This is a genomic window from Streptomyces panaciradicis, assembly GCF_023516615.1.
GTDB classification, from domain to species: domain Bacteria; phylum Actinomycetota; class Actinomycetes; order Streptomycetales; family Streptomycetaceae; genus Streptomyces; species Streptomyces panaciradicis.
This window is the reverse complement of the sequence record NZ_JAMGBF010000238.1, coordinates 1-12829: the sequence shown is the minus strand read 5'-3', so window position 1 is coordinate 12829 and position 12829 is coordinate 1. Positions and strand designations below refer to the sequence as shown.

Sequence of the window (12829 nt, the reverse complement as noted above, 5' to 3'; positions counted from 1 at the left end):
GCCGCCCTGCGCCCCGCCCTGCTGCCCCGTGCGCTGGGACACGGCACGGAAGGTCATGGTGCCCTCGTCGGCGGCCGGGCCGCCGGGGGCGGGCGTGGCGGAGGAGCCGTCGGCCGCGTCGCCCCGCGGGCCGTCGCCCGCCGTCACCCTGCGGAAGACGAACGTGCCGGGTGAGTCGGCCTCCGAGGGGCCGGTCCGGGCGGGCGGGATCGTCGCCGAGCCGTCGGTGCTGGCCGTGCGGTCCGGGCCGGCGGACGCAACACGGGGGTCGGCGCCCCAGGAGACGCGGCGGTCCTGGTCGCCGCCGAAGCCGGACTGCCGGGAGCGGTCGGCGCCCCAGGCGGACGCCGGCTCGGGGCGGCCGCCCTGCGCGGGCTCCGCGGGGGCCGTCGGTCCCGGCTCGGGGTCCTCGTCGAAGAAGTGCGGGCCGGTCTCCTCGACCGGGGGCACCGAGGCGACCTGAGCCTGTGCGGGGACCGGGCCCGATCCGGGCGGCGGGTCGAGCGCCTCGCCGTCCGACGGCGCCGGACGGCTGGTGCCCGGTACCCAGGCGGCACCGTTCCAGTACCGGACATATCCAGGAATGGACGGGTCCGGGTAGTACCCTTCGCGGGGCCTGTCGTCGCCGGGGGCCGGGGATGGGGCGCTCATGTCCGTCGTCCCGTATCTGCTCGCGGGTGAATAGAGGGGCCACCACATCTATCAGACCGGCGCGAGCCGTACCCCCGGTCCCGCTGGACCCACCCTTTTCCGGGCAACCTCGCGCACCGGATTCACACGCTCGGAAAAAACTTCTCCGAACCCGCGTAATGGTCGCGGCCCCACCCCTCTCTCCCCTGTACGGCCCCGCCCACGGGGCCCCGTACACCTGACCGAGAGAGGAACCGGACGTCATGCACTACACCGTCGTGGAACGCGAGTTGGAACTCAGGCTGATCCTGTCGCCGGAACGCGGCATCCCGGTGCCGGCCCGGCTCAGCTACCGCACCGACGACCCCTACGCCGTGCACGTCGCCTTCCACATCCACTCCGAGCAGCCGGTGGACTGGACGTTCGCGCGCGAGCTGCTGGTGGAGGGGGTGTTCCGGCCGTGCGGGCAAGGTGACGTGCGCGTGTGGCCGACGAAGACCGAGGGGCGCGGTGTCGTGCTGATGGCGCTGAGTTCACCGGACGGGGACGCCCTGCTGGAGGCGCCCGCCGCGCAGGTGTCCGCCTGGCTGGAGCGGACGCTGCGGGTGGTGCCGCCGGGGACCGAGGGCGGGCAGCTGGGGATCGACGACGCGCTCGACCAGCTGCTCGCCCGGTGACCGCGCCGCTGCCCCGGTCAGAAGAGCTTGCCGGGGTTGAGGATGCCCAGCGGATCGAAGACCTGCTTGATCTGCCGTTGCATCTCGACCCCGACCGGCCCGATCTCGCGCGCCAGCCACTCCTTCTTCAGCACGCCCACGCCGTGTTCGCCGGTGATCGTGCCGCCGAGCTGCAGGCCGAGGGCCATGATCTCGTCGAAGGACTCGCGGGCGCGCCGGGACTCGTCGGGGTCGGCCGCGTCGAAGCAGACGGTGGGGTGGGTGTTGCCGTCGCCGGCGTGCGCGCAGACGCCGATGGTGAGGTCGTACTTCTCGGCGATCCGCTCCACGCCCTGCAGCATCTCGCCGAGCCTGGAGCGGGGCACGCACACGTCGTCGATCATCGTCGTGCCCTTGACCGCCTCCAGCGCGGTCAGCGACAGCCGCCGCGCCTGGAGGAGGAGTTCGGACTCGGCGGCGTCGTCGGCGGGCACCACCTGGGTGGCGCCGGCGGCCTCGCACAGGGCGCCGACGGCGGCGAGGTCGGCGGCGGGGTCCGGGGTGTCGAAGGCGGCCAGCAGCAGCGCCTCCGTGCTCTCGGGCAGGCCCATGTGCGCGAGGTCGTTGACGGCCTTGACCGTCGTACGGTCCATGAGTTCGAGCAGCGAGGGGACGTGGCCGCCGGCCATGATCCGGCACACCGCGTCGCAGGCGGCCGTCGCGGAGGGGAACTCGGCGGCCAGCACGAGCTGTTCGGGCGGCTGCGGCTTGAGCGCCAGGACCGCCCGGACGACGATGCCGAGGGAGCCCTCGGAGCCGACGAAGAGGCGGGTGAGGTCGTAGCCGGCGACGCCCTTGGCGGTGCGGCGGCCGGTGGACATCAGGCGGCCGTCGGCGAGGACGACGTCGAGGCCGAGGACGTACTCCGCCGTGACGCCGTACTTGACGCAGCACAGGCCGCCCGAGGCGGTGCCGATGTTGCCGCCGATCGTGCACATCTCCCAGCTGGAGGGGTCGGGCGGGTAGTACAGGCCGTGTTCGTTGACCGCGCGGGAGAGCGTGGCGTTGACGACGCCGGGTTCGACCACGGCGATGCGGTCGACCGGGTTGATCTCCAGGATGCGGTCCATCTTGGTCAGGGACAGCGCGATGCTGCCCTCGGAGGTGTTGGCGCCGCCGGACAGGCCGGTGCGGGCGCCCTGCGGGACGACGGGGACGCGCAGTTCGGTGGCGATGCGCATGACGTGCTGCACCTGCTCGACGGTGCGGGGCAGCACGACCACGGCCGGGGGGCCGGCGGGACAGAAGCTGGCCATGTCGTTGGCGTAGGACGCCGTGACGTCGGGGTCGATCAGGACGGCCTCGGCGGGCAGACCGGTCAGGAGCCGGTCGACGAGGTTTCCGGTGGCTGCGTCGGAGGGCGCTTCGATACGGCTCATGATCACAGCGTCGCACCCGGGGCCATCGGTGTGAACCCCGTCTACGGCAGTGGACGTATGCCGGGTGTGGTCGTCGTACTGGCGCAGAGTGAGCGGCATGGAGAAGGAGCAGGAGGAACGGCGTCCGCGGACCGGCGGGCGGCTGCTGATCGCCGCACTCGCCGGGTCCCTGGTGCTCGGCGCGGCGGTGGCGCTGTGGCCCTGGGAACGGCCCGTGACCAGGCCCGTCGTCGCTCCGGCGGCGGGCGCGCAGGCGCTGTCGGCCGTCGTCGCGGGGGTGCCGGCCGGGCTGCCGGAACTGGGCATGCTGATCGGGGAGCGGGAGGCGTGGGTGCGGGGGCATCCGCGGGACGCGCGGGCCTGGGCGGTGCTGGGGGACGCGTACGTGGAGCAGGGGCGCAGGACCGCGGACGCGGCGGAGTATCCGCGGGCCGAGCAGGCGCTGCGGACCTCGCTGCGGGTGGCGGGGGCGCGCAAGGACGTGCGGGTCGCGGCGCTGGACGGGATGGCGGCGCTGGCGAACGCCCGCCGGGACTTCCCGGCCGCGCGGGCCTGGGGCGAGACGGCGCTGAAGGTGGACCCGAAGCGGTGGACGACGTATCCGCCGCTGCTCGACGCCTACACCGGGCTCGGTGACTACAAGGCGGTCAAGCGGACCCTGGACCGGCTGCTGGAGCTGCACGGCGGACCGGCCGTGCGGGCGCGGGCGGCGGCCGTCTACCGCGACCGGGGCTGGCGGGAGGACGCGGCGGCCCAGCTGTCCGACGCGGCCGCGGGGGCGTCGTCGCCGGCCGAGCGGGCCGCGTGGCTGGAGCGGGCGGGGGAGCTGTCCTTCGAGCGCGGGGACCTGCAGGACGCGCTGCGGCGTTTCCAGGAGGCGGTGCGGATCGATCCCGACCAGCGGGCGGCGCTGGCCGGGCAGGGGCGGACGCTGGCCGCGCTGGGGCGGGCGACGGAGGCCCTGAATGCCTACCGGGTGGCCCTGGCCAAGCAGCCGTGTCCCCAGTACGCCCTGGAACTGGGCGAGTTGTACGAGTCGCTGGGGCTCGGCGAGGCGGCCCGGGTGGAGTACGACGCCGTGCGGGCGCGGGTGCGCGAGGTGGCCGAGGCGGGGGTCGACGAGACGCTGGTGCTCGGGCGGCTGGAGGCCGACCACGGGGACGCCCGGGCCGCCGTGCAGCTGCTGCGCGCCGAGTGGCGCAAGCAGCCCGGCATCGAGGTGGCCGACGCGCTGGGCTGGGCGCTGCACCGGGCCGGGCAGGACAAGGAGGCGCTGCGGTTCGCGACGGCGGCGACCGATCCGGTGCACGGGGGCGGGGTGCGCAGCGCGCTGTACGCGTACCACCGGGGCATGATCGAGAAGGAGTCGGAGCTGCCCGGGTCCGCCCGGCGGCACCTGCAGGAGGCGCTGCGCGTCAACCCGTACTTCTCCCCGCTGCAGGTCCCCTCGGCGCGGCAGGCGCTGGCGGCACTGGGCGAGCCGCCGGACGTGCCGGTGCCGGGCGGCGAGGAGGACAAGGACACTCAGGACGAGGAGGGCTGAGTCATACGGGGGCCGTGCCGATGAGCGCGTTGCGGGTCACCAGCGCGGCCAGCTGCTCCTCACCCAGCTCCCGCGTGCCCTCGGGCCGGCGCGGCAGCACCATGTAGCGGGTCTCGGCGCTGGAGTCCCACACGGTGATGTCCGTGCCGGCCGGCAGTTCCAGGCCGAACTCCGCGAGCACCGCCCGTGGTTCCCGCACCACCCGGGAGCGGTAGGCCTCGGACTTGTACCAGCTGGGGGACGGGCCGAGCAGGCGCAGCGGGTAGCAGGAGCACAGGGTGCAGACGATGACGTTGTGGGTCGTCGCGGTGTTCTCGACGACCCTCAGCCGCTGGTACGAGCCCTCCATGAAGCCGAGTTCACGCACCGCGGCCGTCCCGTCCGCCAGCAGGCGGGACCTGAACTCCTCGTCCACCCAGGCCCGCGCGACGACCCGCGCCCCGTTCGCCGGTGTCGCCCCGGTGAGGGTCGCGTCGATGATCTCGTCGAGGCGGGCGCCGGAGAGGACGCCCTTGTCCTCCAGCAGGGTCTCCAGGCGTCGTACCCGGCGGGCGATCGTCGCGTCGGAGTGGTCACCGCTCATGCCCGTGGTCCTCTTCCAGATAGCTTTCCCACAGATCCAGTACGACGTGGTGGTCGCCCTCGCCCCACAGGTCGCGGGCCGCGAACCGGACCGCGTAGACCTGCTCCACCGGCGCGTCCCCGCGGCCCTGGGCGCTGACGTCGGCCAGTTCCGCGGGTCCCTCCGGCTCGATCACGACGCCCCGTTTGCCGCGGGCGTAGCGCGGCAGGCGGGTGTGGTGGGGCGGGTCGTGGGGGAAGGTGCGGACGCGGGTGCCGGGCGGGAAGCGGTCAGCCGGCATCGAGCTCACCCGGCCTCAGCACGCCCTTGCGTTCCAGCAGGATGCGGATCGCCTCGAACCAGCGCTCGTAGTACGACGTCGTCAGGTACTCCGCCGGCGGCATGGACTCGATCGCGTCGCGGAACTCGTTGGTGTTGAACAGCCCTTGCTCGCGCAGGGCGTTGAGCATCCCGACGACCCGGGCCTCCCAGTCGGCGTGGAAGGGTTCGGCGTCGTCGGTGATGTCGACGGCGCCGAAGCCCTGCGTTCCGCCCACGTCGTTGATCCTGGCCATGCGCCAAGGCTACGACGCGGTTCAGTCGCTGTCCTCCTTGACGAAGATGGAGAAGCGGCGCGCGCCGAGGTCCCCGGAGGCGAAGCCGATGTGCACCTTCGGGTCGGAGCCGGCGCGCACCGCGACGCCCTCCGGCTCGCGGTGGGTGAGGTTGTAGCCGGCCTGGGTGCGCTGCTGCTGGAGCAGTTCGCCGGTGGCGACGGAGACGCTGGAGACGTAGGAGTTGCCGTGTCCTGCGGCCGGGTTGGTGGTGGTGTTGTAGGCGGTGCCGGCGAGCTGGTAGACGGCGTCGCGGTACAGGGCGTAGCCCTGGAACGGGATCGTGGGGTCGGGGTGGGCGCCGACCTGGGCGAAGTCGGCGATCGGGTCGCCGTAGTCGCGGGCCGTGAAGGCGTCGAGGTCCCAGACGCGGTAGCGGGGCCTGTTCGCCGGGTCGCGGTAGCGGACGGCGATGCGGCCGGAGTCCTGGCAGACCGAGGGCTGGTTGTTGGTGGAGCCCGCTATCGGCTTGCGGATCCTGACGTTCGCGGCGGTGCGGGTGGCGCCGTCGGCGAAGTGGAAGCGGGTGACGCCCTGGCCGTAGCCGTGGACGGCGGCGGCCTCGGTCCAGATCCAGGTGGAGCCGTCCTCGGCGTCGCGCTGGACGCCCATGCTGACGCCGTGGCCGAAGCCCTTGAGGTACATGTGGCCGAGCCGGTCGCCTTTGTAGTCCAGCTTGTTGAGGCACAGATCGCCGGCCGCGTGGCCGGTGGCGGTGACCTGGAGCACGTACAGGTGCTTGTTCGGCTCGTCGAAGGCGAACGACTGCAGCACCGTCGGCTCCTTGAGCGTGGCCTTCTGCCACAGCCAGCGAACCGACGGCACCGCGAGGTTGATCGCAGAGGTCACTGGAGTTCCCCGAGTCCTGTGGGCGCCCCTTCGGCACCCGCAGGACTCGAGGGTGTCAACCGGTGTTCACCGGTCGCAAGGCTTTGCGCTCACAGGTTTCCGCGCTTGGCCTGCTCCCGCTCGATCGCCTCGAACAGGGCCTTGAAGTTGCCCTTGCCGAAGCCCATCGAGCCGTGCCGCTCGATGAGTTCGAAGAAGACGGTCGGCTTGTCCTGGACCGGCTTGGTGAAGATCTGCAGCAGGTAGCCGTCCTCGTCGCGGTCGGCGAGGATCTTCAGCTCGCGCAGGGTCTCGATCGGCACCCGGGTGTCGCCGACCCACTCGCCGAGGGTGTCGTAGTACGAGTCCGGGGTGTTGAGGAACTCCACGCCGGCCGCCCGCATCGTCCGTACCGTCTGGACGATGTCGTTGGTGTTGAGCGCGATGTGCTGGACGCCCGCGCCGCCGTAGAACTCCAGGTACTCGTCGATCTGGGACTTCTTCTTGGCGATGGCGGGCTCGTTGATCGGGAACTTGACCTTGAGCGTGCCGTCGGCCACCACCTTCGACATCAGCGCGCTGTACTCGGTGGCGATGTCGTCGCCCACGAACTCCTTCATGTTCGTGAAGCCCATGACCTTGTTGTAGAACTCCACCCACTCGTTCATCCGGCCGAGTTCGACGTTGCCGACGCAGTGGTCGATGGCCTGGAAGGTGCGCTGGGCCGGCGGCTCGACGATCGGGGAGGCGGCGACGAAGCCCGGGAGGTAGGGGCCGTCGTAGCCGGTGCGCTCGACCAGGGTGTGGCGGGTCTCGCCGTAGGTCGCGATCGCGGCGAGGACGACCGTGCCGTTGTCGTCCTTCAGCTCGTACGGTTCGGCGACGCTCTTCGCGCCGTGCTCCAGCGCGTAGGCGTACGCGGCGCGGGCGTCCGGGACCTCGATGGCGAGGTCGACCACGCCGTCGCCGTGCTCGGCCACGTGCCGGTCGAGGAAGTGGCCCCAGGCGGTGGCGGGCTTGATGACCGAGGTGAACACGAAGCGGGCGGAGCCGTTCTCGAGCACGTAGCTCGCGGTCTCGCGGCTGCCGTTCTCGGGTCCCGAGTAGGCGACCAGCCGCATGCCGAAGGCGGTGGAGTAGTAGTGCGCCGCCTGCTTCGCGTTGCCCACGGCGAAGACGACCGCGTCCATTCCCTTGACCGGGAAGGGGTCGGCCTGCCGGGCGGTGTCGGGAGTGTGGTGTGTGGTCTGGGTCATAGCCGCAGCCTGATGCGGAGCCGCAAGGTGCGCAATAGTTTGCGTATTCGCTGGACAATCTGTTCAGCGGGAGGGCCGTCGGCGCGGCCTTTCTGTACAGGATGACCATCGCTTTCGGGAGGCTGCTGTGGCGATCGACCAGCTCGACGGCCGGATTCTCGTCCTGCTGGCGCGGGAGCCGCGGATCGGGGTGCTGGAGATGTCCCGGCGGCTGGGGGTGGCGCGCGGGACGGCGCAGGCGCGGCTGGACCGGCTCCAGTCAGGCGGGGTCATCCGGGGCTTCGGGCCCCAGGTCGATCCGGCGGCCCTCGGATATCCGGTCACGGCGTTCGCCACCCTGCAGATCCGCCAGGGCCAGGGCGCCGACGTCCGCGCGCACCTGGCGTCCGTGCCGGAGGTGCTGGAACTGCACACCACCACCGGCAGCGGGGACATGCTGTGCCGGCTGGTGGCCCGCTCCAACGCGGATCTCCAGCGGGTCATCGACCGGGTGGTCGCCATCGACGGCATCGTCCGGGCCGCCACCGCGATCGTGATGGAGAACCCCGTGCCGCTGCGGATCATCCCGCTCGTGGAGCAGGCGGCGCGGGACGCGGAGGGCGGCTAGAGCCTGTCGTTCGGACCGGCTCGGCTTCGCTCGGGCCCGGACCGGGCATCAGCAGGCGGCGACGGAGCCCTTGCCGCTCTCCAGCGCCACCAGCGAGTCCACGGCGCCCTTCAGCGTCGTCACCGGGATCAGCCGCAGCCCCTTCGGCAGCTCGGACTTGGCGTCGGAGCACTCGTCCTTCGGGACCAGGAACACCGTGGCCCCGTCCCGCCGGGCGGCCTGCGTCTTCAGCGCGACACCGCCCACCGCGCCGACCTTGCCGTCGGCGTCGATGGTCCCCGTACCGGCGACGTTGCGGCCGCCCGTGAGGTCCCCGCCGCTGCCGTTGCCGTCGAGCTTGTCGATGATGCCCAGCGTGAACAGCAGCCCCGCGCTGGGCCCGCCCACGTCGGCGAGCTTCAGGGTGACCTTGACGTCCTTGCCGTTCAGATGGAGGTAGTCCAGCGCGGCCTCGGTCGCGGCGTCCTGGGACTCCTTCATCTGCGCGCTGTTGTGCTGCTCGATCTCCTTGGTGGACTGCCCGCTGGGGTAGACGGCGTCGCGCGGCATGACGGCTTTGTCCGTGGCGAACCACGCGGAGAGCACGTCACCGAGGGAGACCCGGGTGTCCGGGTTGGTCGCCTCGATCGTCGTCATCCGCAACTGCCCGCTGGTCGTACGGGTCTTCGCGCCCGAGATCGTGATCACCTGGGTGCCCTTGTTCTCCCCGAGCACGTTCGCGGTCATCCCGGGCTGCGCCAGCGAGAACGGCAGCGGCGCGAAGACCGCGGTGGCGATCAACGCCACGACGGGCAGCGCACAGACGGCGAGGGCCTGGGGGCGTGTGAGGCGAGAGAGCACGGGATCAATCTAACGCGAAGAACCCTTTCGGCCGCCTTCGGGCCGCAGGGCCCGCGGACAGGCTGTTTCCCGCCCGCGGCGGCCCCGCGCACTCGGCCGAGCCGCGGCTCACCGCAGGGCTTCGGCGACCTCCCGTGCCGCGTCCACCACCCGCGGCCCCACCCGCTCGGGCACCGCGTCGGCCAGCATCACGACTCCGACACTCCCCTCGACCCCGGTGACCCCGAGCAACGGCGCCGCGGCGCCACTGGCGCCCGCCTCCAGCTCGCCGTGCGTGAGGGTGTACCCGCACTCCCCCGACGGCTTGGCCCGCGCCGCCAGGATCGCCTTGCCGGCCGCCCCCCGGTCCAGCGGATGCCGGAAGCCCGCCCGGTAGGCCACGTGGTAGTCGGTCCAGGAGGGCTCGACGACGGCGACCGCCAGCGCGTCCGCGCCGTCCACCAGCGTCAGATGAGCCGTCGCCCCTATGTCCTCGGCGAGCGAGCGCAGGGCCGGCAGCGCGGCCTCCCGCACGAGCGGATGCACCTGCCGTCCCAGCCTGAGCACGCCCAGCCCGACCCGGGCACGTCCGCCCAAGTCACGGCGTACCAGGGCGTGTTGCTCCAGCGTGGCGAGCAACCGGTACACCACGGTCCGGTTCACGCCCAGTTTGGTGGAAAGCTCGGTGACGGTCAGCCCATGGTCCGTGTCGGCCAGCAGCTTGAGGACGCGCAGTCCCCGGTCGAGCGTCTGAGAGGTCTCCGCGGTCACGACGCCCACTCCTCCAAGTGGTGAGGTCGGCGACCTCCGAGCGGCAATGCGTCACCGAGTCCCGTCGGCGACGCGCAACAGAGGCCGCCGATCGGCCGGCGACCCGGCCAGTACCGGGCCGCGTCGCTTCACGGCTGCGCTCCGCGGCGGCGCTGCCACGGGGCGTGTGCGTAGCGGGACAGTAGCGAAGGGGGTTCGCTGAGCGGAAGTCTCCGTCCAGAATCCGGGCATGGGACAGGAGGGACTACCTGGGTTTGTCCCGATACGCGCACAGGCCCCACGCGCCCCGGTGGCCGGCCGGGGCGGCGGCGTCACCGCATCCGCGTGGCCCACTCCTGCACCTTGGCGATCCGCTGCCTGAGCTGCCCGGCCGTCGCCTCCGCGCTCGGCGGCCCGCCGCACACCCGCCGCAGCTCGGTGTGGATCACGCCGTGCGGCTTGCCGCTCTGGTGGACGTAGGCGCTGACCATGGTGTTCAGCTGCTTGCGCAGCTCCATCATCTCCTTGTGCGAGACGACGGGCCGCCGCTCGGCCGGCAGCTCCAGCAGGTCGGCCTCGGTGTCCGGCTTCTTGCGGCTGTGCGCGATCTGCCGGGCCTGCCGCTTCTGCAGCAGCAACTGCACCTGGTCGGGCTCGAGGAGGCCCGGGATGCCGAGGTAGTCCTGCTCCTCCTCGCTGCCCGGGTGGGCCTGCATGCCGAACTCGGCACCGTCGTAGAGCACCCGGTCGAAGACCGCCTCGGACTCCAGCGCCTCGAAGGCGAACTGCTCCTGCTCGCCGGTGTCCTCGTCCTGCTCCTTGTTCGCCTCCTCCATCTCCTTCTCGGACTCGGCGTACGGGTCCTCCTCGCCCTCCTTCTTCGGCTTGTCGAGGGCGTGGTCGCGCTCGACCTCCATCTCGTTGGCGAAGGTGAGCAGGTCGGGGACGGTCGGCAGGAACACGGAGGCGGTCTCGCCGCGGCGCCTGGAGCGCACGAAGCGGCCGACGGCCTGGGCGAAGAAGAGCGGGGTGGAGATGGTCGTGGCGTACACGCCGACCGCGAGCCGGGGCACGTCGACGCCCTCGGACACCATGCGGACGGCGACCATCCACCGGTCGTTGCTCTGGCTGAAGTCGTCGATCCGCTTGGAGGCGCCCGCGTCGTCGGACAGCACGAGCGTCGCCCTGGTCCCCGTGATCTCGCGGATGAGCTTGGCGTAGGCGCGCGCGGAGTCCTGGTCGGAGGCGATGACCAGGGCGCCCGCGTCCGGGATGCCCTTCCTGACCTCGGTCAGCCGCTGGTCGGCGGCGCGCAGCACGCTCGGCATCCACTCGCCGCGCGGGTCCAGGGCCGTCCGCCAGGCCTGGCTGATCGCGTCCTTCGTCATCGGCTCGCCGAGCCGCGCGGCGATCTCGTCGCCCGCCTTCGTCCGCCAGCGCATGTTGCCGCTGTAGGAGAGGAAGATGACGGGCCGCACGACGTGGTCGGCGAGGGCGTTGCCGTAGCCGTAGGTGTAGTCGGCGGCCGAGCGCCGGATGCCGTCGTTGCCCTCCTCGTACGTGACGAAGGGGATCGGGTTGGTGTCGGACCGGAAGGGCGTACCGGTGAGCGCCAGGCGGCGGGTGGCCGGCTCGAACGCCTCCAGACAGGCCTCGCCCCACGACTTGGAGTCACCGGCGTGGTGGATCTCGTCGAGGATCACGAGGGTCTTGCGCTGCTCGACCCGGTTGCGGTGCAGCATGGGCCGCACGCCGACACCGGCGTAGGTGACGGCGACGCCGTGGTAGTCCTTGCCGAGCGGGCCCGCGCTGTACTCGGGGTCGAGCTTGATCCCTATCCGCGCGGCCGCCTCCGCCCACTGCTTCTTCAGGTGCTCGGTCGGCGCGACCACGGTCACCTGCTGCACGACGTGGTGGTGCAGCAGCCAGGACGCGAGCGTCAGCGCGAAGGTCGTCTTGCCGGCGCCGGGCGTGGCGACGGCGAGGAAGTCGCGCGGCTGCTCCTGGACGTACTTCTCCATCGCCCCCTGCTGCCAGGCACGCAGCTTGCTGGCGGTGCCCCAGGGGGCGCGGCCGGGGAAGGCGGGAGACAGGTGGTGGGAGTGCGAGGCGGAGCTGGTGGCGGCGGTGGTAGTCACGATCTCCGGGGGTGGGTCGGGCGGCTCGGTCTACGACGGTCGGGGTCCGGCTCGGTGGGCGAGGTCGGGGTGCTCGGCTGGGTATGACAACCGGGCCACCCTACCGGCGGCCCACCGGTGTCGACGCGCGGACAAGGCCGGGTCGCCCGTGGGTGGGACCCACGTCACAACCGCCACCGCCTACGGCCGCCCCCGCAGCCGGGTGGCCACCCAGGCCCCGACCAGGGCGACGCCGGCCATCGGCAGGAAGACCGCGGCGAAGGCCGCCGGATGCGAACCGGAGGCCTGGGTCGCGGTGTGGCCCACCGCTCCCCCTCCGAGCGCCGCGAAGGCCGCGCCGCCCGCCGCGAGCAGCACGGTGTTGGACAGGCCGTCGGAGATCTGCAGGGCGGCGGAGTTCGCGCCGGCCTCCTCGGGGGCGGACAGCTGGAGCAGCAGGACGCTGGTGGAGGAGATCACCAGGCCCATGCCGAAGCAGCCGACGGCCCAGGCGACGGCCACGGTCCACACGGGCACCGAGTGGATCAGCACGCTGGGCGCGGTGGCGATCGCGGCCGTCACGAGCAGCATGCCCACGGTCATCAGCCGTTCCCGGTACGGCTCCACCCGCGCCCGGGACTGCAGCCACGACCCCAGCGCCCACGTCCCGCCGCCGGCCGCGAGCGAGAACCCGGCCAGCGTCGGGGTGAGCCCCCGCTCGGTGACCAGCATCAGCGGCACGAAGGACTCGGCGGCGACGAAGGACCCCGCGGAGACGCCCCGCAGCAGCACGACGGACGGCAGCCCGCGCGCCGCCCGGTAGGTGCCGCGCGGGAGCAGGCCGCGCACGGCGGGCACGAGCAGCGCGGCGCCGGCGAGGCCGGGGAGCAGGGAGAGCCAGCGCAGGTCCTGGGCGGCGTACTGGAGCAGTCCGGCGCCCAGCGAGACGCCGAGCGCGAGCCGGATGCGGCGCCGGCCGGCGGAGGGGGCGGCGGTGTCACCGGGGGC

14 protein-coding genes are annotated in these 12829 nt (G+C 72.5%); 3 read left to right on the top strand and 11 right to left on the bottom strand.

Annotation, left to right across the window (positions count from 1 at the left end; all coding sequences use genetic code 11):
- Positions 1-651: DUF2510 domain-containing protein (locus M8J74_RS42485; protein WP_249841514.1), on the bottom strand; the 651-nt coding region annotated here is incomplete at its 3' end.
- Positions 652-893: 242 nt separating this feature from the next.
- Here M8J74_RS42485 and M8J74_RS42480 point away from each other — a divergent pair.
- Positions 894-1307: an SsgA family sporulation/cell division regulator gene (locus M8J74_RS42480; RefSeq protein WP_249841513.1), complete on the top strand. Its 414-nt coding sequence runs from the start codon at positions 894-896 to the stop codon at positions 1305-1307.
- Positions 1308-1324: 17 nt separating this feature from the next.
- On the opposite strand, the gene M8J74_RS42475 is transcribed toward M8J74_RS42480, so the two are convergent.
- Positions 1325-2731 (bottom strand): FAD-binding oxidoreductase, encoded by a 1407-nt coding sequence (locus M8J74_RS42475; RefSeq protein WP_249841512.1) that lies wholly within the window; start codon positions 2729-2731, stop codon positions 1325-1327.
- A 91-nt stretch (positions 2732-2822) separates the two neighbouring features.
- Here M8J74_RS42475 and M8J74_RS42470 point away from each other — a divergent pair, with 91 nt between their 5' ends.
- Entirely contained in the window at positions 2823-4268 is a 1446-nt protein-coding gene (locus tag M8J74_RS42470; RefSeq protein ID WP_249841511.1) for a tetratricopeptide repeat protein, read from the top strand.
- A gap of 1 nt (position 4269) precedes the next feature.
- On the opposite strand, the gene nthA is transcribed toward M8J74_RS42470, so the two are convergent.
- The 5 genes from nthA to hppD form a co-directional block, all read right to left on the bottom strand.
- The gene (nthA, locus tag M8J74_RS42465; RefSeq protein ID WP_249841510.1) at positions 4270-4851 is read right to left on the bottom strand and encodes a nitrile hydratase subunit alpha; all 582 of its coding nucleotides are present in this window, start codon (positions 4849-4851) and stop codon (positions 4270-4272) included.
- Positions 4841-5131 carry an SH3-like domain-containing protein gene (locus M8J74_RS44745; protein WP_283949280.1) on the bottom strand — a complete coding sequence of 97 codons (291 nt, stop codon included), beginning with the start codon at positions 5129-5131 and terminating at the stop codon, positions 4841-4843. The genes nthA and M8J74_RS44745 overlap by 11 nt, the downstream gene beginning before the upstream one ends.
- Positions 5121-5405, bottom strand: a complete 285-nt coding sequence (locus tag M8J74_RS44740) for an SH3-like domain-containing protein (RefSeq protein WP_058925034.1) — start codon at positions 5403-5405, stop codon at positions 5121-5123. The genes M8J74_RS44745 and M8J74_RS44740 overlap by 11 nt, the downstream gene beginning before the upstream one ends.
- A 21-nt stretch (positions 5406-5426) precedes the next feature.
- Positions 5427-6293, bottom strand: coding sequence for a phage baseplate protein (locus M8J74_RS42455; protein WP_249841509.1), 867 nt, complete (start codon positions 6291-6293; stop codon positions 5427-5429).
- 89 nt (positions 6294-6382) lie between these two features.
- Positions 6383-7528 carry a 4-hydroxyphenylpyruvate dioxygenase gene (gene hppD / locus M8J74_RS42450; RefSeq protein ID WP_249841508.1) on the bottom strand — a complete coding sequence of 382 codons (1146 nt, stop codon included), beginning with the start codon at positions 7526-7528 and terminating at the stop codon, positions 6383-6385.
- Between the two features lie 127 nt (positions 7529-7655).
- Between hppD and M8J74_RS42445 the strand changes: the two genes are divergently transcribed.
- Positions 7656-8135 carry an Lrp/AsnC family transcriptional regulator gene (locus M8J74_RS42445; protein WP_058925031.1) on the top strand — a complete coding sequence of 160 codons (480 nt, stop codon included), beginning with the start codon at positions 7656-7658 and terminating at the stop codon, positions 8133-8135.
- Positions 8136-8183: 48 nt separating this feature from the next.
- Here the strand turns inward: M8J74_RS42445 and M8J74_RS42440 are convergent, their stop codons facing one another.
- The 4 genes from M8J74_RS42440 to M8J74_RS42425 form a co-directional block, all read right to left on the bottom strand.
- Complete coding sequence (locus M8J74_RS42440; RefSeq protein ID WP_249841507.1) at positions 8184-8975, bottom strand: YlbL family protein; 792 nt, start codon at positions 8973-8975, stop codon at positions 8184-8186.
- A gap of 108 nt (positions 8976-9083) precedes the next feature.
- Positions 9084-9725 (bottom strand): IclR family transcriptional regulator, encoded by a 642-nt coding sequence (locus tag M8J74_RS42435; protein WP_249841506.1) that lies wholly within the window; start codon positions 9723-9725, stop codon positions 9084-9086.
- 311 nt (positions 9726-10036) lie between these two features.
- The gene (locus tag M8J74_RS42430) at positions 10037-11842 is read right to left on the bottom strand and encodes a DEAD/DEAH box helicase (protein ID WP_249841505.1); all 1806 of its coding nucleotides are present in this window, start codon (positions 11840-11842) and stop codon (positions 10037-10039) included.
- A 180-nt stretch (positions 11843-12022) separates the two neighbouring features.
- On the bottom strand, positions 12023-12829 hold an 807-nt coding region (locus M8J74_RS42425; protein WP_505016723.1), incomplete at its 5' end, for an MFS transporter.